Below are 21,522 nucleotides of genomic sequence, written 5' to 3'. Positions count from 1 at the left end.
ATGGTAAAAGTTCGAGAAGACTATGCAATGACTGGCGATGGCCAGATCGATATTGAAGGCTGGGTCCAACAGATCGCCTCTCAGGCTCATCTGGATGACGTGAAGCAGTTTCGCAGGGCCTGCGAAAAAGCAGCTGAAATCGATTTGCAGGCTTTCCGGGAAGACCGTCAGTGGGCTTCCGGCTCAAGCAGCTTTCGAATTGGCATTGAAATGGCTCAGGTGCTCGCAGAGCTGCGTCTGGATCAAGCCAGCCTTGTGGCCGCCATTCTTTACCGCGCGGTGCGGGAGGAGCGGGTCGCCCTTGAGGTCATCCGTAAGGAGTTTGGTGACGAGATAGCAGGTCTTATTAATGGCGTGCAGCAAATGGCTGCCATCTCCTCCATTCACCACCCGCTCAAGGGCAACGTGCTCGGGCAGAGCGAAGGCCAGTTGGACAACGTCCGCAAAATGCTGGTTACCATGATTGATGATGTCCGGGTTGCCCTGATCAAGCTCGCGGAGCGCACCTGCGCTATTCGTGGTGTGAAAAATGCGCCTGAAGAAAAGCGCATGCGGGTTGCCCGGGAAGTGTTCGATATATACGCGCCGCTGGCCCACCGACTGGGTATTGGTCATATCAAGTGGGAGCTGGAAGATCTGTCGTTCCGTTATTTGCACGAGACGGCATACAAGAAAATTGCCAAGCTCCTGGACGAAAAGCGTCTCGACCGTGACGGCTATATCCGCCGTGTCATTGATACCCTGCAGACCGAGTTGAAGGCCTCGGGTATCGACGCCTCGCTTTCAGGCCGTGCCAAGCATATCTACAGCATCTGGCGAAAAATGCGCATAAAGGGGATAGATTTTTCCCAGGTGTACGACATTCGAGCTGTACGGATTCTGGTTCCTGAGGTAAGGGACTGTTACGCAGCTCTCGGGATAGTGCACACGCTCTGGCGTCACATACCCAATGAGTTTGACGATTACGTGGCCAGCCCCAAGGAGAATGGCTATCAGTCGTTGCATACGGCAGTGATCGGGCCTGATGGGAAGGTTCTGGAAGTTCAGATTCGTACCCATGCGATGCATGAAGATGCGGAGCTGGGGGTTTGCGCGCACTGGCTCTATAAAGGCACGGATAAGGCCAATAAATCTTCGGGCTATGATGCCAAGATCAACTGGCTCCGGCAGGTGCTGGAGTGGCAGGAAGAGCTTGGAGACCTGTCAGGCTTGTCAGACCATCTCAAATCAGATGTGGTCTCTGACCGGATATACATCTTTACACCGGAAGGACATGTCGTTGATCTTCCTCAGGGCGCCACACCTGTTGATTTTGCTTACCGCGTGCACACTGAAATCGGCCATGCCTGCCGCGGTGCCCGGGTAAACAGTCGCATTGTCCCTCTGACATACCCTTTGAAAACCGGAGAGCAGGTTTTCATTCTTACGTCCAAAAATAATGCTGCGCCCAGCAGGGACTGGCTGAACCCCAGTCTTGGGTACATTCAGACTTCCCGGGCTCGGGCAAAGGTAACTCACTGGTTCAAACAACAGAACCGCGAACGCAACGTAACAGACGGCCGCGCCATCATTGAAGACGAATTCAGACGTCTTTCGTTGCATGATGTTGACCTTGGCGAGCTGGCCGTAAAAGTGAATTACCACAGTGTCGAAGATATGTATGCCGCTATCGGCGCTGGTGACCTGCGCCCTGCACACGTTGCCAACGTGGCCCAGCAAATGCTGGAGCCAAAGTCTGAACAGCTCGACCTGAAGCTGACCGCCCAACGACGCAAACCCTACGATACCGAGTCTGATATTCACATTCTTGGTGTGGGAAAGCTGAAGACTCAGGTGGCAAAATGTTGCAAGCCGCTCCCCGGTGATCCCATCGGGGGTTACATTACCGTTGGGCGCGGCGTGACCGTTCATCGCCAGGATTGCCTGACCTTTCTGAATCTGCAGGAGTTTGAGCCCAACCGGATTATCGAGGTGAGTTGGGGTGGTAAACAGGCCTCCGTTTACCCGGTGGATATCGAGGTTGAAGCCTATGACAGATCGGGCCTTCTGAGGGATATTACCCAGGTATTGTCGTCTTCAAAGAGCGATGTTCTGTCTCTCCACACCGTGACCAACCGTGATGACAACACGGCAACCATGGTGGTGACCGTGGAAATTCACAGTCTGGAGCAGTTGGCACGCTTGTTGGCCCAGATACGTAACCTGCCCAATGTTATTGACGTCAGGCGTAAGCGCTCATGAGCTATTCCATTGATGATCTGAAAGTTCTGATGTCCAGATTGAGAGATCCGGAAACCGGTTGTCCCTGGGACACGAAGCAGACGTTCAGAAGTATTGTGCCGCATACTCTGGAGGAGGCCCACGAAGTAGCCGATGCCATCGAAAGGGAAGACTACCCTAACTTGAAAGATGAGTTGGGCGATCTGCTGTTCCAGGTGATTTTCTACTCGCAGATAGGGGCGGAAGAGGGCCTTTTCAGTTTTGATGCGGTGGTGGATCACCTGGTGCGCAAGCTGGTGCGCCGTCATCCCCATGTCTTTCCTGAGGGTACTCTGGAAAGCCGCATAGACCCGGATAACCGGCCAGACGAAGCCTGGATCAAAGAAAGTTGGGAGCGCATCAAGGCAGAGGAGAGGGCTCAGAACCAGCCCGAAAAATCGTCGGCGGCAGCATCTCCAAGCCGGCTGGATGGTATTGCCCGGGCGCTGCCGGCGATGGTGCGGGCCGAGAAGTTGCAAAAGCGTGCAGCTCGCCATGGTTTTGACTGGCCAGACGTCGGCCCGGTGTTTGATAAACTCCATGAAGAAATCGATGAGTTGAAGGAAGCCTGGCAGGCCGCCGAATCCGGAGAGGGTGATCGCGACGCCGTAGAGGATGAACTGGGCGATCTGCTATTTGTGTGTGTGAACCTGGCGCGCTTCATGAAGGTTAATCCGGAGCAGGCAGTCGGTCGCACCAACCATAAGTTTGAGGCACGATTCCGGGCCATCGAGCAGGTTCTGGAACGTGAGGGCCGATCCTTTGATGAAGAAACCCTGGAAGCACTCGACGAGATCTGGCAATCCGTTAAGGGTATTGAAAAGAAAAGCTGACAGCCGGAAAGCGTAGGTACAATCCGTTACCAATTTCCTGGGCTTCTGTTCCTGAGCTTGGTCTACACTTGCACGAAAGGGCGCTCATTGTTTGTGCGCTGTGTGCCTTCAACAGGATGCAGGAGTCAGACTCGATGAAAATCAAAGATCTGGTCAGTTATTGGGACAAGCATGCAAGAGGCAGACTTACCCGGGATGCCAGCTTTATGGCCTTGTCTGACCAGCATCATCGGATGCTTGAAAAATTGGCGGTTATCTACCCGTTGAAATCGCCTCAGGATCTCATGCGCGACCTGATTTCCTCCTCTCTTGATGAAATAGAAACCGGTTTCCCCTACGTTCAGGGCACCAAGGTGGTTGCCCATGACGAGGACGGATTTGAAATATATGAGGACCAGGGCGTTACCCCGGAATTCGTGCGCCTGAGTCAGAAACATATCAAGCGCCTGAAAGCCCGCCAGCTCGAATCCGCAGCGTGATCGAGCAGGCTTCTGGCTCCGCTGGTTTAACTGCTTTTACCGCCCAACTTTTCTTTTAGCGGGCCCTGGCTGGCAAGGTCATCCAGGGCTGCGGCAATCACATCATTCAGAATGTCACTTTCGCTGCGATCGGGATACAGCTCTGCCAGCGCAGAGATTCTCGCAGCGTCTTCCAGGGGAAGCCTGAGGTTATAGTCGTGGGTTCGCTCAACAGGCTTTTTCTGTTGTTCCCATTGCTTATGCAGGTCCGTTACTTTCATGGGCACTCCTCATAGATATGGCCTCACTGTCATAGCTACGGCATCAATGGCCAATAGACTTTTCCGGCAGTTCCTTAGTATCGTTAGTTTACTTTGTCTCCGTCAATTCAAAAGGACGCCAATGTGACTGAGCTACACCCTGATCTTCGCGAAAATGTCCGTATGTTGGGCGAGCTTCTGGGGCAGAGCATTCAACGCCACCCTGGTCGGGATTGTTTTGATCTTATTGAGGAAATCCGGGCTGCCGCCAAATCCGACCGGCGACAGGAAAGCGGGTCTGGCCAGCGTCTGGTTAACCTTCTCGGTAAATTGAGTGATGACGAACTGTTACCGGTTACCAGGGCATTTAACCAGTTCCTCAACCTTGCGAACCTCGCAGAGCAATACCACGGCATTCGTCGTAAGCGCGACCATCAATCTGATCTGATGGTGGAGCCTGTTTCAGATGTTTTCGAGCGGTTGAAAAATAGCGGTGTCAGCCCCGAAGCACTTCATAAATGTGTGGCAGACATGCGTGTCGAATTTGTGCTGACAGCTCATCCGACGGAAGTTGCGCGGCGCACGCTGATTATGAAGTACGATGAAATGTCAGAGTGTCTGGCCAGCCTGGATCATGATGATCTTATGCCGGCGGAGCAAGAGGCGATTACAGAACGCCTGTCGCGGCTGGTGGCAGAAGCCTGGCACACAGACGAGATCCGGCATGAGCGCCCCACGGCTGTTGATGAGGCCAAATGGGGTTTTGCAGTTATTGAAAACAGCCTTTGGCAGGCTTTGCCGCGATTTCTTGACAACCTGGACGGGTCGCTGCAGAAGGCGACAGGGAAGGGGTTGCCCCTGCAGGCGTCACCTGTTCGCATCGCCTCGTGGATGGGCGGCGACAGGGACGGCAATCCGAATGTCACTCACGAGGTGACGCAAAAGGTATTTATGCTTGGGCGCTGGATGGCAGCGGATCTTTTTCTCCGGGATATTCGTGCGCTACGGGCAGAGCTTTCCATGTGGCAGGCGAGCGACGAACTGCGCAGCCTGGCGGGGGATTCCCGGGAGCCATACCGCCATGTGCTGGCTGAACTTCGCGAGCGCCTGCTGAAAACCCGGGATTGGGCTGAAGCCAGTGTCAGTGGAGAGCCTGCAGACACTAGCGGAATCTTGTTCGAAAACCGGGATCTGACGGCACCGCTGGAGCTTTGCTATCGCTCACTGGTTGAGTGCGGGCTGGAACATATAGCCGAAGGCGCGTTGCTGGACACCATTCGCCGGGCTCACACGTTTGGCCTTCCGTTGATTCGTCTGGATATTCGTCAAGAGGCCACCCGTCACGCCGAAGCGGTAGCCGAGATGGTGGAGTATCTTGGTCTGGGCGACTATCTGTCTTGGACTGAAAGCGAGCGTCAGGCATTCCTGTTAAGGGAGCTTCAGGGGCGTCGACCGCTTGTCCCCAGGAGCTGGGAGCCTTCTGAGCCGGTGCGTGAGGTGCTGGACACCTGTGAGGTCGTTGCGCAGCAAACGCCTGAAGCGCTGGGTTCTTATGTCATCTCCATGGCCAGCAAGCCTTCCGATGTGCTCAGCGTTATCCTGTTGCTCCGCGAATCGGGAATGAAATTCCCCATGCGAGTGGTTCCTCTGTTTGAAACGCTGGACGACTTGCGCGGAGCGCCCGACAGCATGGCGGCGCTGTATGAGGTCGAGTGGTACCGGGATTATTGCCAGGGCCGGCAGGAAGTCATGATTGGTTATTCGGATTCGTCGAAGGATGCCGGCCAGCTTATGGCGGCCTGGGCTCAGTATCAGGCGCAGGAAAAGCTCACCCAGGTAGCGAGCCAGTACGGCGTTCACCTGACACTGTTTCACGGCCGCGGGGGAACCGTTGGCCGGGGTGGTGGTCCGGCGAATCGTGCAATTCTGTCTCAACCTCCCGGCTCGGTGAACGGCAGCTTCAGGATTACCGAGCAAGGTGAAATGATTCGCTTCAAGTTTGGCCTGCCCCAACTGGCGGTACAAAGCCTGACGCTGTACACCACAGCGGCAATCGAAGCCACCCTGCTGCCTCCGCCCGAGCCGGAGGAAAAATGGCGTGAAACCATGGACTGGCTGACTGAGCGCTCGCTGAAGGCCTACCGCGAAGTGGTCAGGGATAATCCGGATTTTGTACCCTACTTCCGCCAGGTTACGCCTGAACAGGCGCTGGGGAAGCTCGCTCTGGGTAGCCGGCCTGCGCGCCGTAAGGCTTCAGGCGGTGTCGAGAGCCTGCGGGCAATTCCCTGGATTTTTGCCTGGACTCAGATACGACTGATGCTGCCGAGCTGGCTGGGTAGTGACGTAGCGCTTGAAGAGGCGGCCAGAGACGGGCGATTGCCCATGTTGCGCGAGATGATGCAGGGTTGGCCATTTTTCCGCACTTACGTAGATATGCTTGAAATGGTTTTGGCCAAGGCCGACCTGCGTATCGCCGGCTATTATGAAAAAACCCTGTTGAGCGACGAAAAGCTGAAAGAGCTTGGCGCCAGCTTGAGTAAGCGGCTTGAAGGCTGTGTCCAGCGCCTTCTGGAGCTTAAGGAGCAGAGCGAGCTACTGGAACATGAGCCAGTTTTTGCCCACTCGATGCGTGTGCGCAACCCTTATACAGATCCCTTGCATTATCTTCAGGCGGAGCTGCTGAAGCGCGATCGTGAAAGCGAAGGCAAGGGAGAGGTTCCTGAGCTGGTAGAACGCGCACTTAAGGTTACAATGGCGGGCATTGCTGCCGGTATGCGTAACACAGGTTAACAGCACCGGGGACGGACGAGGGGCGCGCAGAGCTCCTGCCATGGACAACAGGAGTATTGGTGTGGCTCTCGCAACGCGATTGCAGCGTTTTTTCGATCAACAGGACATAGCCTACAAAGAGCGACCCATCGAGCAGGCTTCAAGCCTGGATTCGGCGGTGTCCGCTCTGGGGTCTGCCCGTGAGGATGTCATTAAAGCAACGTTGCTGATCGATATCAGCGGCATTGTGATGGTGGTTCACAGATATGACAGTTCGCTTGATGCCGATGCCCTCCGGCAAATGACGGGCCGGCACCTGCAGCCTCTCACGGTCCAACAGACCATGAGGCTGTTCAGCGACTGTGATCCCGGGTTCACGCCACCAATTGGCAATGCCTACGACTTGCCCGTGTTGCTGGACGAAGGCATTGACCGGTTCGAGCGGGTTTTGTTTTCCAGTGGCACGGATCATTCTATGGTTGAACTGGACGGCCGCTCTTTGCGTCTTGCGATGGCAGGGTCAAGGGAAGGGCATGTGGCGATCCGTGGCCCAGGCAATGAGGGTGCCCGGGATGCGCTGACGTTGGCGGAGGTGGCCAGCAAGCTGAAAAAACTGTACCGATTGCCGCCCATGCCGGCTCTGGCACTGCGCATTCTGCGCCTGACTTCGAATACCGAAGCAACCGCCCGTGAACTGGCAGAACTCATAGAGTTCGATCCGAGCCTGACCGCGCAGGTTATGCGTTATGCGCGTTCAGCTTTGTTTCACTATCCGGGCCAGATCAACTCCGTGCAGGACGCGGTAACCCGGGTTCTGGGGTTTGATCGTGTTGCCCATATTGCGATGGGTATTGCTTCGGTACGTGCGTTTGATGTCCCCAGATCCGGCATTCTTGGGATGGATAACTTCTGGCGCCACTCACTCTACTGCGCATTCCTGTGCCAGACCATGGCACCCAGTTGTGGTGCCGATAAAGGCCTTGCCTACTTATGTGGCCTGTTGCATAACTTTGGCTTATTGCTGGTGGGACACCTGTTTCCTATTGAGTTCAAAGAGCTCAACAGACTGCGCGAAGCTAATCCTGAGGCCAGTATGCAGTCGCTGGAACAACAGGTATTCGGCCAGGGTGGCGAGCAGGAAATTATTGCCGTTGGGCACGGTGCTATCGGTGGTATTTTGCACAGGTTATGGGAGTTGCCTGATCCGGTGGTCAAAGCAGCCGGTGTTCATCAGCAGCCTGGTTATCACGGCGAGAATGAGAACTACGTCATGATCGTCCAGCTCGCCAATGCGTTGTTAAAAGATCGGGGTATTGGTGATGAATTTAACCCTGATGATGTTCCTGCACTTCTGCAGGGTTTGGGGCTGGAGCCAGCATTCGTAGGTGATCTGATGGCTCAGGTCGATCAGGTTGCCCCGGATCTCGACGCGCTTGCATTATCTCTGACCGCCTGACAGTAACCTTCCCGGCTTCTGCGGCAAGTCCGTTTCCCGGAGATGATACGGAGGTCGACTTTCTCTGAGGTGACTGAGTTCGTATAATGCGCCATCATCGAATCCGGCTGACACCTTTTCCGGAAGGAGAAGTTGTCGCAAAGACATAGATCTTTGCCGCAACTTTTCAAACTATAATGACGAAAATGGGAGCACAGCGTTATGCGAATCATCATGTTAGGCGCACCTGGCGCGGGAAAGGGGACTCAGGCCCAGTTCATAACTGAACGCTTTGGCATTCCTCAGATATCTACCGGTGACATGCTTCGGGCAGCCGTCAAGGCTGAGTCGGACCTTGGGAAACAGGTCAAGGAAGTTATGGCAACCGGCGGCCTGGTATCCGATGACATAATCATTGCTCTGATTGAAGAACGGGTTCAGCAGCCAGATTGTGCAAATGGCTATTTGCTCGACGGCTTCCCCCGCACCATTCCCCAGGCCGAAGCCTTGAAAAACCAGGGTATTGTTATCGACTACGTTGTCGAGATTGCGGTAGATGACGAAGAGATTGTCAGCCGGCTTTCTGGTCGTCGTGTGCACGAAGGCAGTGGTCGCATCTATCATGTCAAATACGATCCACCGAAAGTGGAAGGCAAGGACGACGAAACCGGTGAGCCGCTGATGCAGCGCCCGGACGACAAAGAAGAGACTATTCGCAAACGTCTGCAGATTTATCATGATCAGACGGCACCTTTGATTGGCTATTATCAGGGCCTGGCAGAAAAACAGCCGGAACTTGCGCCTGAGTATGTGAGCGTAAAAGGTGTTGGCAGCCTGGACAGCATTCGCGATCAGATTCTTGCCAAACTCAAATAATTCAACGACGTTCCGCCGAGGCAGCGCCCGCTTGTGAAAATTTTGGCACTGGATACCTCCTCAGAGGGCTGCTCGGCAGCCCTTTTTGTTGATGGTGAGGTTTTCGAGAAGTTTGAGATCGCTCCCAGGGGCCACACCCGCCTGTTGATGCCGATGGTTCGCGGATTACTGGCGGAGCAAGCGCTGAAACCTGCAGAACTTGATGCGTTGGCGTTTGCCTGTGGACCGGGCTCCTTTACCGGAGTTCGTATTGCCACGGGTGTGATCCAGGGGCTGGCCTGGGGGCTTGATCTCCCCGTGGTGCCTGTCTCTTCACTGGAAGCGGTTGCGCTGGGTGCTATTGAAGCCATGCAGGTAGGTGAGGGCGAGGGGGTTGCTGTTGCGTTTGATGCCCGCATGAGCGAGCTCTATTGGGGGTGTTTCCGCAACCACTCGGGCTTGCCGGAGCTGCTGGGCGACGAGCGTGTTTGTTCGCCGTCCAGGGTTTCCCTGGAAGCTGGCGTTGCAAACTGGGTTGGCGCAAGCCAGGGTTGGGCATATCGTGACGGTATGCCAGCCGACGTGTCAGAACGAATCAATTCCGTAGATGAAGCTCTTATTCCCCGGGCGAGCTGGGTTGCACGCTTGGCCTATGCGAAGTTTAATCAAGGCTTGGCTGTGCGGGCAGAGCAGGCTCAACCAGTCTACATCCGCGATGAAGTCACCTGGAAGAAACTGCCGGGCCGCGAGTAAGTCTTTTAATCGGTGCAGACTTCTTTCATACTTCTATAACGAGTCATTATTTTCCCTGAGCGAGCGGTACCCTGACCATGATTGGTGGTATTAATCCAGGCAGTACACTTTCCTATCAGTCGGGCACCAATAGCCCTGTGCGTGAACGCACTGATGTTGCCCGCGCTCCTGCCTCTGCTCCTGAGAAAGCAGCCGAAACAGCCCGCCGAGATCTTGCAGACAGCACGAATGTGCCAGCATCTGAACGAAACGTCGGTGATAACCCTGAGCGTCGTGTAGAAGCTCGCAGGGCATCTGAGGATGTGCGCCTGGAACGCTTCCGGGCGGATGAGGTGCCGCTCCCCGCGGCCCGGGCACTATCTACGTTCGCAAGTGTTGCAGCAGCAGGACAGGAATCTGGCGGCACAGCGCTCGCCGGAATTGATATTCTGGTCTGATGTCTCGCGCCAAAGCTTCGAATGCCTCCTCCACTGATGAAACCATTCCACTGGCGATAGCGAGAAGTCCCCTGGGTGACGATCGCCAGGCACTGGCGCTCAGTACTGATCTTTCATTACCCTATCTGGGCGTTGCCAGCCCTAAAGATATCCGGAATGTGAGTGCATTGTTGTTTCTGGATGAACATGGTTTGTGTTTGCAGGTGGCTGGCAAAAACGCGCCTGGCCCGGTAAGGGCAGAGTTTGTCACCGGTAAGATGGGTTACCGCCGGGAACATGGTGGTGGCTCCGGCCAGCTTGTAGCCCGTGCGGTCGGATTGCAGAAAACAAAAGCCGACCTGCATGTCCTGGATGCGACAGCAGGTCTGGGCCAGGATGCGTTTGTGCTTGCCAGCCTGGGGTGCAGGGTGAGTCTTTTCGAGCGGAACCCGGTGATTCATGCGCTGTTGGCAGACGGGTTGGCGCGGGCATCGTTGAATGTGGATTGTGCTCCGATCATCGCGCGGATGACGCTTCATTCCGGTAGTAGTATTGATTGGCTGCGCAATGCTGCAGTGGACGGTGGTGATGACGAGAGCTCCAATCAAGGTACCCTTGCTGACGTGATCTATCTCGACCCCATGTTTCCTCACAGGGTAAAGTCGGCGCTTGTGAAGAAAGAAATGCAGGTGTTTCGAACGGTTGTAGGGGATGATGACGATTCAGAAGCACTGCTGGAGGCTGCCTTGGCTGCAGCAAGGTACAGGGTTGTGGTGAAGCGCCCGCGCAAGGCTCCCGCAATCGGCGGGGCCGAGCCAGGTACCCGGATAGAAGGCAAGAGCAGCCGCTACGATATCTACCCCATCCGCGCCTTGCCGCGCTAGGCGTATGATTGCCGGTCTTTCGTGTACGCCTCAAACGCCCAGCATGGTCACTTGCTGAATCGCCTGGCGCTTCTCAACACTCAGTACCAGCCTCGCATCATCTGCCACTTCATCCAGCCCATCACCATAACAAAGCAGCCCGTTATCATCGGTGGTAATAACACCATCCTTCTGCATGTTGGCGATAAAATTCCGGAATAGGGTTTTGTCGAAAAACTCAGGCGCATTAAGCCCGAACAGTATGGACATGCGCTCGGCCAGCAGTGTGCTCTGTTCTTCAAGTTCGGCCGCGGTGATCTTGCCGGAGCCGTACTTGCGCAGTATGCCCAGAGCGATGTGGTAACGCTCTACGGTCTGGATGATGAATCGTGAGAGCACCTTCAGACGAAGCATGGCTTCGGTGCCTTCTTCCGGGTGGGCGATTCGTTCGTTGTCCTGAGCTACCAGCAGGCCCTGTTGTACCAGCACATCAATCCACTGGTTGATTACCGCTTCCGCTTCGTCGGGTTGATATTTCAGGAACAGTTCTGATTGCACGTAGGGGTAGGCGACGCTTGCCAGGTTTACAATCTTGTCCCTGGCCAGCGAACTCTTGTTTTCAAACAGGCTGGCCACCAGAGAAGGCAATGCAAAGAGGTGCTGGATGTTGTTTCGGTAGTAAGTCATCAGAATGGCATTGCTACCTTCCAGCCCGATAATGTCTCCCAGTTTCTGGGGTTGGCGCGAGACCAGCCCCATGGACTCGCAGTAGGCTACCCAGTCTTTGCCACTACCTTCCGGGAGGGTTACCGTTTCGGCGTAAGGGAAGGCTTTCAGAAGCGCCGCATACTGATCCGCGAGGCGGATTAGCTGGCCCTCATCCATCGCCAGCCTTTCGGCGCCAAGAAGCACGGTTGCGATCATGCCAATGGGGTTGACGGAAACCGCCGCGTTGATATTGGAGGCGACTCGAAGAGACAGTTCTGTAACCGCTTTGGTAAGCCAGGCAGGGCGGTATTCGGAATCGTAGGCCTCATCCCGCCAACTGACGTGAACGTCGTCCAGGACATCAGAGAGGTGTATGGCTTCACCAAAGTTGACCGCAACCTGGCCAAAGGAGTTACCGAGTTTTCGAGCAGTTTTGGCGAGGCCGAACACGCTCTCTTTCTGTTTTTTCTTACCGCGGAGTTCCCCTAGGTAAGAACGACCCTCCATGACTTTCTCATACCCGATGTACACAGGAACAAAAACGATTGGCTTGCGATGGTCGCGCAAAAAGCTGCGCACGGTCATGGAAAGCATGCCGGGGCGAGGCTGCAACATCCGGCCAGTACGACTCCGGCCGCCCTCTACGAAATACTCAATGGAATAGCCGCGTGTGAGCATGACATGCATATACTCATTGAATACCGTTGAGTACAGGGGGTTGTCGCGGAAGCTTCGGCGCATGAAAAAGGCCCCGCCCCGGCGCAGAATCGGCCCGACAACCGGCATGTTGAGGTTAATTCCAGCGGCGATATGTGGCGGCATCAGGCCGTTTTTGTACAGCACATAAGATAGAAGAAGGTAGTCGATGTGGGAGCGGTGGCACGGCACATAGACAACGGCGTTGTTCTGGGCGGTTTCGGTCACTACGCGAATATTATTGACCGAGACGCCGTTATAGAGGCGGTTCCATAGCCAGGCAAGAAGTACCTCGAACACGCGGATGGTAACGACCGACATATTGGCGGCTATTTCATCGGCGTATTTGAACGCCCGGGCACGAACCTTTGCCGGAGCAATGTCCTCGGCAACTGCCGTTTCCCGAATAGCCTCTTTCACCGCCTGGGTTCTTAGCAAGCCTTCTACCAGTGTTCTGCGGTGAGAAAGGTCGGGGCCAAGAACGGCTTGCCGAACCTTGCGGAAATGGGTGCGTAGAATACGTGCAAGTTTGCGGTTGGCGCGCTCTTCGCTGTGACGGTACTCATTGATAACCTGCTCAAGCGACAACGGCTTATTGAATTGCACATAGGTATTGCGGCCGTGCACCAGAATAACAAGAAACTTCTGCAGTCGGCCGGCGACAGACCAGGTGTCGGAAAGCAACAGCTTCACCAACGACTTTTCTTTATCCGGGGAGCGGCCCCAGAACAGGGATACCGGAATAATCTGAACATCCTGTTCAGGGTTCTCCAGGCCGTAACGAACCAAGGCCTGGAATTCGGTGGTCGGTGTAGGTGTCTGGCGCCTGCGAAACAGGCCTCCCACGCGGCGATAGAGGAAAAAAAACGAATGTGACGGGCCGTTTTTTACCGGTAGCGACGTGGTAGCGCCCGGCAGCTTGGCCCGAATCACTTCCTGTTCCAGCACCAGCCGGTTGGAAAGTGAGCTGTACTGCAGCACGTAACAAACTGGTTTTTCGGGCGATAGCCCCAAAGCATCGACGCTGTTCCCGCTGACATCTGTCCGGACCCATAAAAATAGTATTTTCCGGAAAAAGGTCAGAATCAGGCTTCGAATACCCTGGTAAAGACGCATAAAATGTCGCTCCGATGAAAAACAGGCGCCAAGTTTACTTGGTTGCGAACGGGCCGGAAAGCCACTGCTGCATTCTTGGTGGCTATGGCTGTGTGATACATTCCTGTTTTGCTTGTTTATCACGAAGGTGCAATTGCAGATGGCGACATCAACGATTCAGTGGAGCCCGGGCTGGACCACGCAGGGGCCCGAGCAGGGCGATCTTGTGCTGGCGCTGTCGGGGTCTGGTGTTTTCAAGCCCAAGGGTGACTGGTTGCAGCCTCTGGAGAGCCTTCCTGCCAATCCCCGAAATGCTGGTTTTATCTCGCTGGGAAACGTTGACGGCCGGCCGGTTTTCGTGACTGAGGTGCCGGAGCCCCTGATTGCCGGCCATGACATTGTTCCTTTGCGTGATGCCTTGCTGATGATCAGTGATGTACCAGCGGCCATGCTCAGTACCGGCTTTCAGGTGTGGCAGTGGTTTCAGGATCATCAGTATTGTGGGCGTTGCGGCGGCAGAACAGGCTTTCATCCGCGAGAGCGGGCAAGGTGGTGCAGTAGCTGTAATATTCCCTGGTACCCGCGCCTTGCGCCTTGCGTGATCGTGGTTATTCGCAATGAGGATCGCTATCTTCTGGCGAGATCCTCCCGGGTCAAGCGCAATTTCTATAGCCTGATTGCGGGTTTTGTGGAGCCGGGCGAAAGCCTGGAAGGTGCGGTTGTTCGTGAGGTTAAAGAGGAAACCGGCCTGGATGTAACCAATATTCAATATCAGGCATCCCAGCCCTGGCCGTTTCCACACCAGTTGATGGCAGGATTCTTTGCCGACTACGCAGGTGGTGAACTGATTCTTCAGGAAGATGAGTTGGCAGATGCTGGCTGGTTTTTACCCGGGAGCAGACCGCCGATTCCTCCGGATACCACCATTTCCGGGCGGCTGATACGCGATATGGAACGAGTGATCGCCGGGGGAGGCGTGGAGCGTTGAGTGAACGTGAACCTCCCCGTATTCTGGTTTTCGACTCCGGCGTCGGCGGATTGAGCGTTGCGGCCCGTGTGCATGAGCAACTTCCCATCGCATCGATTGTGTATCTGGCCGACAATGCGGCGTTCCCTTACGGAGCATTGTCGGAATCTGTCGTGGTTGAACGCTGTTGCAGGCTGATTTCAAAAGCGCTTGAGCAGTACCCTTGCGATGCCATTGTCGTTGCCTGTAATACGGCCAGTACCGTTGCATTGCCGAACTTGCGAGCCATAACAGACGTGCCTGTGGTTGGGGTGGTACCGGCAGTAAAACCAGCGGCAACGCAAACAAAGAACCGGCGCATTGGCATTCTGGCCACTCCTGCAACAGTGCGCCGACCTTACCTTGATGAGTTGATCAGGGAATTTGCGCCCGACTGCCAGGTAGAGCGAGTGGGCCACCCTGGGCTCGTTCAGTGGGCAGAGGATCTGGCGCGGGGTGTGCCTGTGCCTCAGTGCAATCTTGATGGTGCGGTCAGGAAATTGCGCGATGCCGGTGTCGACACTGTTGTTCTGGGATGTACCCATTATCCGCTTTTGCTAACAAGCCTTAAGCAGAGTCTGCCGGAGGTAAAATTCTGGGTGGATTCAGGAGATGCGATTGCCCGCCGCGTTGTGTGGCTGCTGGCGCAAGCCGGTAAGCCTATAGAAGCGCGTGAGCCAAGCAGGGTGCTGGGAACGCCCGTGGCTGAAGCTCTCTTCACAGGTAAGGCCCCGGCGGGGATTGCCAGCTACATGGCAGGCCTGGGCCTGCAGCCAAAGCTGGTTACCGGGAACTGGCCAGAAACATTATAGTAACTGTGTCAGTTTGAACATGGCCAGAAACTCCAGTGCCGGTATTCTCCGTTTATGGCAGCAGTAGGTTTTGAAATTGTCGCCCCGGAATCTTGACTTGGTAAACTCCAGGCCCTTGAAGTTGTAAATGAAGCTCCCCCTGTTGTAGAGGCCATGTAAGGTTTGTTTCAGAAGCCGGCTTTCCTGATGCTCCGTCGTGGCATCAAGGGATAACGGAATGAGTCCAAGGTCGAGATACGGGATGCCCTCCGCCTTGAATGCTGCCATGGCATGCGCCATCAGGGTATAAAAGATGCCCTGCTTGAAGTCTGCGTTGGCGCGGGAAATGTTTGGCACGTAACTGATGATTTCGTTATTGCGATATATCGGGTCAAAGTAGATAAAGCCGACAGCCTTGCCATTCTGATAGGCGTAGAAATGGCGCTCATTCTCCCTGTAATCCATTTCCATTGGACGAATCAGAAAGCGGATCTCATTGCTTTTGCATTTCCGCGTTCGGATCCAGGCTTCCGAGATTTCGCGCGTGTGATCGTCGCTGAAACGTTCCTGAACAGTTATTCCGTTTTTTTCGGCCTGGTTCAACGCTGTACGCAGGATCTGTTTTTTCTTGCCTCTGAGGGACCACTTGCCCAGGTCAATTCGTGATTCGCTGCCAAACTGTGTGCCATACAATCCGAAACGCGCATGCAAATAGTCCACAACAGGCTTGGAAACCTGAACGTAGGCGGCATTGTGAAAGCGCTCCTGGAAGCGTTCAAGAAGCTCTCCAAAATTCTCCGGTGCACATACCGGGTCAGAAAGAACAATGGTGGCGCCCCACTTGCGCATATAGGCGAGGTAGCCTTTGCCTGGCACATCGAAATACTGCATGCCTGGCTGCAGAGTAGAGAAGGACTGGGAGTGTGCGCCGAACCTCTTCAGGTAGCCCACTCTCTCGCTAAAAGTAAATGCAGTGCTTTCAAGTCCTGTGGTCCGGCCAAGTGCAAGGGTCTGGTCTGACATGGTGATTCTCCCCGATTGTTATTATCTGTCAGGCTGTCTCTTACGCTTGCTTGCGGCCGAGAATCGACCAGTAGCAGTCCATGTTCATCAGTTTGAAGTGCTTTTTCTCTGTGACCTCAAGGCCCAGGCGCCGCATGTGTTCCGGGTAGTTGTAGATTTTGTGAAAGGCATTGTTGGCGAATAGCCAGAAGGTGAAAACGGCCATGTACCAGTAGAGTTTTTTAAATGTTCGAGAGAACACATTGCCGGTTGGGTAGCAAAAATCACCCACAACAACACGGGCGTCTGCCTTGCCTAGCTTAATCAGATGCTCCAGGACACGCACCATCATGTTTTCGTCAAATACGTTCAGGAAAAAATTGGCAACGACCATGTCGTACCGGCCAAACTCATCCACGTTCATTATGTCGCTGTGAATGCGACGAATAGTCAATTGAGGGGCTTCGCTTTCCTGGGCCTCTCCGAACTTCCGCAACATGGTTTCCGACAGGTCAACAACGGTAACATCGGCGCCCAGCTCAGCTGCGCGCAGGGCATCACGACCATGGCCAACGCCGGCAAACAGGATGCGGTCTCCGGGCTTTACCGTTTCTACGTCCAACATGGCAGTTTTACATCGGTGGATGTTCTTGCCGCTGTAGAGATTGCTGAGGAAATCGTATACGGGACCGATATAACGGTATTTGTCGCGCATGATGACTGCTGCCTGTTTTTGTTAGCTGGGATATTGCCACCGTTATTGTCATTTTTTCCCGGCGGTAGGTGCGGGCGTTTCGATGGCCAATGCCTTGTTGATCCGAGCTTATGAAACGAGGTGGGGAAAATATGTGCAGCAATGCGCATTTCCGGATACACAAGTTAACGCAAAGCAATACTTTGCAGACAGGGTCAAGGTTTTAGATCGGATTGTAGGACAGAATTTTGTGGGGTGGAGTGTCGGAATCAGCCAGCTACGGGGGTGCGAATGCTTTTCTGGACCAGTAATTTGTCAATATCTGTTGCGGGTTGTGCCGGCCCATAAAAGAAGCCCTGAACCTGATGGCAGCCAAGGGTCCTCAGGTACTGAAGTTGTTTATCCGTCTCCACGCCTTCGGCGACAATTTCCAGTTTAAGTCCGTGAGCCATGGCAATAATAGCGTTAACAATACAGGCATCATCCGCACCGCCACGGATGGCTTTGACGAAAGACTGGTCTACCTTCAGGGTGTGGATAGGAAGCCTGTGTATATAGTTGAGTGATGAATAGCCAGTGCCGAAATCATCGATTGCAATACGCACGCCTATGTTTGCAAGCTCCCGGAGTTTTTGGCTGATCTGTTCCAGGTCATTCATGATCACGTTTTCCGTGATTTCGATTTCCAGGTTGCCAGGTGGGAAACGGCTAGCTTCCACCCTTTCCATAAGCGTCTCCACAAACCGGGGGTGTTCTACCTCAATAGGAGAGAGGTTAACGGCCAGACGCAGATCCTTATGGCCGGAGCGAATCCATTGGCCGACATCACGACAGGCTTGATCCAGAACCTGCTCGCTCAGTTGACCGATCAGCTTGGTTTCTTCTGCCAAGCCAAGAAAATCCCTGGGGTAGAGTAAACCGCGCTCAGGGTGTTGCCAGCGTACCAGCGCCTCGAGCCCCATAATCCGGTTGGTGCTTGCGCAAACCTGAGGCTGGTAATATACCCGGAGTTCATCTCTCTCAAGCGCCAGGCGCAGGTCTCTCTCCAGGTGCAGACGGTTGGTGCTGTCGATGCTCATACTCTCGGAGAAAAAGCGATAGCTGTCTTTGCCCCGGGCTTTGACATGGTACATAGCGATATCAGCGTTCTGGATCAGCTGATCCATGCTGTCACCTGCCTCCGGGTAGATAGCAATACCAATGCTGACGCCTACGAACACTTCATGTTCACCCAAAAGGAAGGGTGCTTTGAGCGTTTTGATCAGCTTCTTCGCGATCTGGCTTGCATCCTCGTGGCCATGAACGGATGGCAACAGCAAAGTGAACTCATCACCACCGAAGCGCGACAAGGTGTCGCCCTTGCGTATGCAGCTTTCAAGCCGCTGGGTTACCGCTTGCAGAAGCCTGTCGCCCATGGCGTGGCCGAGGGTGTCATTAATGATTTTAAAGCGGTCGAGATCGAGAAACATCACGGCCAGTTGCTGGCCTCCGCGGCGAGCATGGGTGATGGCCAGCTCAAGACGGTCTTTGAACAGAGCGCGGTTTGGCAGGCGTGTGAGCAGGTCGTGATAAGCCTGGAAGTTAATAAAGGCCTCAGCTTCCTTGCGTTCGGTGACGTCCCGGGCGGTTCCGTAATAGCAGGCTCTTTGGCCACTGCCACTGCCCCCGGTATTGTGGTCATGTGTCCAGTTTTGTGGATCGATGGGGAAGGCGGTTATTTCAAAATGTCTCGTCGCCCGCCGGCTGCCACGGGTTTTAAGGCGGATCTCCAGGGTGCGGGGGTTATCTGCACTGATATCCGGAGCATTGAGCGCATTGGTACCTTTGGCAAAGTCACGGTCGTCCAGAATGTTCCGGAAATGCTGGCCACACAGCTCAGTCGGCTTGTACCCCAGCAGGATTTCAATTTTGCTGTTGATAAAACAAAAGCGGCCGCCTGCATCGAGCATGAAGACGATATCGGGTGAGCTGTTTACAATGTAACGGTGCAGGGCTTCAGATTTCTCGAGTCGCACCTGAATGTCTTCGTGAGCTTTAAGCAGAGATTGTTTGCCGACGACGCCTTTTACTGTAGCGATCAGCTCTTCAGGATCAAAGGGCTTGCGGACGTAATCCAGAGCACCGCGCCGCAGCGCGCGGCTGACAGCGGTGAATGAGCTTTCTCCACTGATCACGATACTGCCGCATTCAGGTTGTTGGTTCGCAAGGTGGGCCATCACGGCAAAACCGTCGACCTCTGGCATGCGTAAGTCCAGCAGCACCAGGTCAAAGCGCAGGGTATCTATCAATTCACAGGCGTGCCTTCCTCCGTGGGCCTCGGTTACATCGTAACCGCAACTTCGGAGCAGCGAAGCCAGCGCGTCCACCAAGCGTGGCTCGTCATCAACCACCAGAATGCGAGCGGTCGTCACCCGTGAGAAAGGCCTGTTGGACTGTTCAGGTGCCATCTTTGTGTATCCGTTTTTCTACGTCACTCAGATTTGCTTGTTTCCTGGCTGGCCGCCGGCAGCAAAATCCGGAAGGTGGTGCCTTCCTGCCCCGTATGGCAAGCAATAATGCCCTCCATGTCATCAACAAGCTGTTTTACAATACTTAAGCCCAGGCCACTGTGGCCTGCTCCTTTCGTCGTTTTCCCCGGCGTAAACAGGGCATCCCGGACTTCTTGGGGAATGCCAGGGCCGGTATCTGAAATTTCCATTTCCACCCAGTTACGGCGGCCTTGCCATATCGGTGCGGATGTTTTCAGCGAAACGACCCCACCGGCATCGCGCAGGCTCTCCACGGCATTTCTGATCAGGTTGATCAGAATCTGGCGGATGGCTGGCGGACCGGCAATGACACGCGTCGAAGTACTACACATTAGCACGTTAAAGTGCAGCTTGCTGTCACCGAAGAGGCTGTGATCAAGCACACGGGCAAGGCTTCGCAGTTCCGCATTGAGATCCGACGTATCCTCGCCTGTGTCACCGGTGTTTCCGTTGTTCATCTGTAGCAACAGGTTAGCTGCACGATCCAGCTCGTCCCGCACAATGTCCAGATCTTCACGGGCGCTGGGGTCATCAAGCCGATTGCGCAGCTGATGCAGGTATTGTCGTATTATGGTCAGCGGATTGCTGATCTCATGTACCTGTTCTCGCAGCTTTTCGATGGCGATTTCATGGTTTATCCCTTCGCTTTCCTTTTCGGCCTCATAAGCTGAAGTCTTTTCCTGAAGCACGGCGGACAATTGGCGGATAAACAGATCTATGAGGTCCGTGGTTGAGTCGGATGTTCTGCCGTCAGTACCCAATACAAACACGCCAGGGCACTTGTCGCCTGTGACTATAGGAATGGCTGTCAGAGATTGTGTTCGCAGCAGCGATAAAAGCTGACGATCAAGTACTGTTGGCGCCTTATCCTTGAGGCTGATAAGTATTCGCGAGGTGAAAGCTTCTGTGAGTACGCTACCGCCTGCCTGTGCGGACACGACAAGGTTCGGGTGCGGCCCGGTGGTACCGGAAAGAAGTTCAAGGCTGTCATCGTTGCTCGCGAAATATAATGCAGGCAACCCGGTAATCAAAGTCAGGCTGTTTACCGTTTCGGCCAGAATTGCGCCACTCTTGCCGGTAAGATCTGCGAAGCCGAGGGCTTGTTGTGCGATGGCGTGCCGCAATACAGTTTGTCGGAGTTGTTTTGATGCCGGCTCTGCGTCGTAGCTGTTGATCAGTGGTATACCCAAAGAATCGGCCATCGCAGACACATCATGGCTGATGCGCCGGTTGATCTCGTGGGTCAGCTCTTCACTGAGCCCGAACATGGTGCCCGCGGCCGCAATACCTGCCGAATCTGAGAGCGCCAGGCGAGTGGAGAGTGCGATGACTTTGACCAGATGCCCGGCATCCAGCAACTCTGAGGGCAGCGCTTGTTGATAGCGCATAGCGTCGGCTGCCAGAGGTCCCAGCCCCCAGGAGGTAACCAATTCCGCGGCGATATCGGGTTGCCGGTTCGTATACTGCTGCCCGGTTTCCGTATCTGGTGATTTTACGTCAATCAGTTCCCCGACATTATGAAGCATGCCCAGCATGAAGGCTTCGTCGGCTTCCGGGTACCGGGTGAGGGTTGCCAGGGCTCGTGCAGTCAGTGCAGTTGTCAGGGCGTGCCGCCAGAAATCCCGCAACTGCTGCCAGGCACCGCCACCCAACTCAAACAGAATCTGGCGCAGAGCAGCGGTGAGTATCAGTGTTTTGAAACGTCTGGTTCCAAGGCGCATTAGCGCCTGGTCTATTGACCGGATCCCGGGTGTTGGGCCATAGAGTGCAGAGTTAGCCAGTGCCAGAATTCGAACCACGAGAGCGGTATCCGAGGCTATTACTTCGCTGATCTCGCGGTAGTTTCCATCCTTGTTGCAAATTTCGAGCGCACGTAGCGTGACCTCCGGAAGGCTAGGGAGCTGAAGGTCGGATATTGCATTCATAAGGTTGCCAGACGCACGCCGGGGTCAGTTTCTGAAATTCTGTTCATTTTCACTTCCAGTGAATGAGCTTAGACAAAAAAGCACGGATTGAAAACTATCGCTGTGCTTTTTTTGAACAGCATATTCATTATAACGCGATATGTGTACAATTTTTACAGACTAGAGCTCCTTTTGTT

Annotated in this window: 17 protein-coding genes; 11 read left to right on the top strand and 6 right to left on the bottom strand. The window is 54.6% G+C overall.

The features are described 5' to 3' along the window. From relA to Q4606_RS09095, 3 genes are all read left to right on the top strand, one after another. The gene (gene relA / locus Q4606_RS09105; RefSeq protein WP_303594001.1) at window positions 1–2,241 is read left to right on the top strand and encodes a GTP diphosphokinase; all 2,241 of its coding nucleotides are present in this window, start codon (window positions 1–3) and stop codon (window positions 2,239–2,241) included. Beyond that, on the top strand, window positions 2,238–3,092 hold the full coding sequence (mazG, locus tag Q4606_RS09100; RefSeq protein WP_303593999.1) for a nucleoside triphosphate pyrophosphohydrolase: 855 nt from the start codon (window positions 2,238–2,240) through the stop codon (window positions 3,090–3,092). The genes relA and mazG overlap by 4 nt, the downstream gene beginning before the upstream one ends. A 134-nt stretch (window positions 3,093–3,226) precedes the next feature. Further along, window positions 3,227–3,571 (top strand): pilin assembly protein, encoded by a 345-nt coding sequence (locus tag Q4606_RS09095; protein ID WP_303593997.1) that lies wholly within the window; start codon window positions 3,227–3,229, stop codon window positions 3,569–3,571. 26 nt (window positions 3,572–3,597) lie between these two features. On the opposite strand, the gene Q4606_RS09090 is transcribed toward Q4606_RS09095, so the two are convergent. Then, window positions 3,598–3,831 (bottom strand): hypothetical protein, encoded by a 234-nt coding sequence (locus tag Q4606_RS09090; protein ID WP_303593995.1) that lies wholly within the window; start codon window positions 3,829–3,831, stop codon window positions 3,598–3,600. Between the two features lie 123 nt (window positions 3,832–3,954). Between Q4606_RS09090 and ppc the strand changes: the two genes are divergently transcribed. From ppc to Q4606_RS09060, 6 genes are all read left to right on the top strand, one after another. After that, window positions 3,955–6,600 (top strand): phosphoenolpyruvate carboxylase, encoded by a 2,646-nt coding sequence (gene ppc, locus Q4606_RS09085; protein WP_303607322.1) that lies wholly within the window; start codon window positions 3,955–3,957, stop codon window positions 6,598–6,600. A gap of 61 nt (window positions 6,601–6,661) precedes the next feature. Continuing rightward, the gene (locus tag Q4606_RS09080) at window positions 6,662–8,035 is read left to right on the top strand and encodes an HDOD domain-containing protein (protein WP_303594353.1); all 1,374 of its coding nucleotides are present in this window, start codon (window positions 6,662–6,664) and stop codon (window positions 8,033–8,035) included. Window positions 8,036–8,236: 201 nt separating this feature from the next. Further along, window positions 8,237–8,890, top strand: coding sequence for an adenylate kinase (adk, locus tag Q4606_RS09075; protein WP_303607321.1), 654 nt, complete (start codon window positions 8,237–8,239; stop codon window positions 8,888–8,890). Between the two features lie 33 nt (window positions 8,891–8,923). After that, window positions 8,924–9,622: a tRNA (adenosine(37)-N6)-threonylcarbamoyltransferase complex dimerization subunit type 1 TsaB gene (gene tsaB / locus Q4606_RS09070; protein WP_303593990.1), complete on the top strand. Its 699-nt coding sequence runs from the start codon at window positions 8,924–8,926 to the stop codon at window positions 9,620–9,622. 77 nt (window positions 9,623–9,699) lie between these two features. Beyond that, the gene (locus Q4606_RS09065; protein ID WP_303593988.1) at window positions 9,700–10,059 is read left to right on the top strand and encodes a UDP pyrophosphate phosphatase; all 360 of its coding nucleotides are present in this window, start codon (window positions 9,700–9,702) and stop codon (window positions 10,057–10,059) included. Then, a complete protein-coding gene (locus Q4606_RS09060) occupies window positions 10,059–10,922 on the top strand; it encodes a class I SAM-dependent methyltransferase (RefSeq protein WP_303607320.1) in 864 nt (287 codons plus the stop codon). The genes Q4606_RS09065 and Q4606_RS09060 overlap by 1 nt, the downstream gene beginning before the upstream one ends. 30 nt (window positions 10,923–10,952) lie before the next feature. Here the strand turns inward: Q4606_RS09060 and plsB are convergent, their stop codons facing one another. Beyond that, the gene (gene plsB, locus Q4606_RS09055; protein WP_303593984.1) at window positions 10,953–13,421 is read right to left on the bottom strand and encodes a glycerol-3-phosphate 1-O-acyltransferase PlsB; all 2,469 of its coding nucleotides are present in this window, start codon (window positions 13,419–13,421) and stop codon (window positions 10,953–10,955) included. A gap of 139 nt (window positions 13,422–13,560) precedes the next feature. Between plsB and nudC the strand changes: the two genes are divergently transcribed. Both nudC and murI read left to right on the top strand, forming a co-directional pair. Beyond that, on the top strand, window positions 13,561–14,388 hold the full coding sequence (gene nudC / locus Q4606_RS09050) for an NAD(+) diphosphatase (RefSeq protein WP_303607319.1): 828 nt from the start codon (window positions 13,561–13,563) through the stop codon (window positions 14,386–14,388). Further along, a complete protein-coding gene (murI, locus tag Q4606_RS09045; protein WP_303607318.1) occupies window positions 14,385–15,218 on the top strand; it encodes a glutamate racemase in 834 nt (277 codons plus the stop codon). The genes nudC and murI overlap by 4 nt, the downstream gene beginning before the upstream one ends. Here murI and Q4606_RS09040 read toward each other — a convergent pair. The 4 genes from Q4606_RS09040 to Q4606_RS09025 all read right to left on the bottom strand — a co-directional run bounded on the left by Q4606_RS09040 (window position 15,213) and on the right by Q4606_RS09025 (window position 21,346). Next, window positions 15,213–16,220, bottom strand: coding sequence for a DUF2156 domain-containing protein (locus Q4606_RS09040; protein WP_303607317.1), 1,008 nt, complete (start codon window positions 16,218–16,220; stop codon window positions 15,213–15,215). The two genes, murI and Q4606_RS09040, sit on opposite strands and share 6 nt — an antisense overlap. Before the next feature lie 40 nt (window positions 16,221–16,260). Then, window positions 16,261–16,914, bottom strand: coding sequence for a class I SAM-dependent methyltransferase (locus tag Q4606_RS09035; protein WP_303593979.1), 654 nt, complete (start codon window positions 16,912–16,914; stop codon window positions 16,261–16,263). A 248-nt stretch (window positions 16,915–17,162) separates the two neighbouring features. Further along, the gene (locus Q4606_RS09030) at window positions 17,163–19,340 is read right to left on the bottom strand and encodes an EAL domain-containing protein (RefSeq protein ID WP_303593977.1); all 2,178 of its coding nucleotides are present in this window, start codon (window positions 19,338–19,340) and stop codon (window positions 17,163–17,165) included. A 23-nt stretch (window positions 19,341–19,363) separates the two neighbouring features. After that, the gene (locus Q4606_RS09025; protein ID WP_303607316.1) at window positions 19,364–21,346 is read right to left on the bottom strand and encodes an HDOD domain-containing protein; all 1,983 of its coding nucleotides are present in this window, start codon (window positions 21,344–21,346) and stop codon (window positions 19,364–19,366) included. Between the last annotated feature and the right edge of the window lie 176 nt (window positions 21,347–21,522).

It is taken from the genome of Marinobacter sp. 1_MG-2023, assembly GCF_030549045.1.
GTDB lineage: Bacteria > Pseudomonadota > Gammaproteobacteria > Pseudomonadales > Oleiphilaceae > Marinobacter.
Note: the sequence above shows the minus strand (reverse complement) of the source record. Positions and strands in the feature narration are given on the sequence as shown.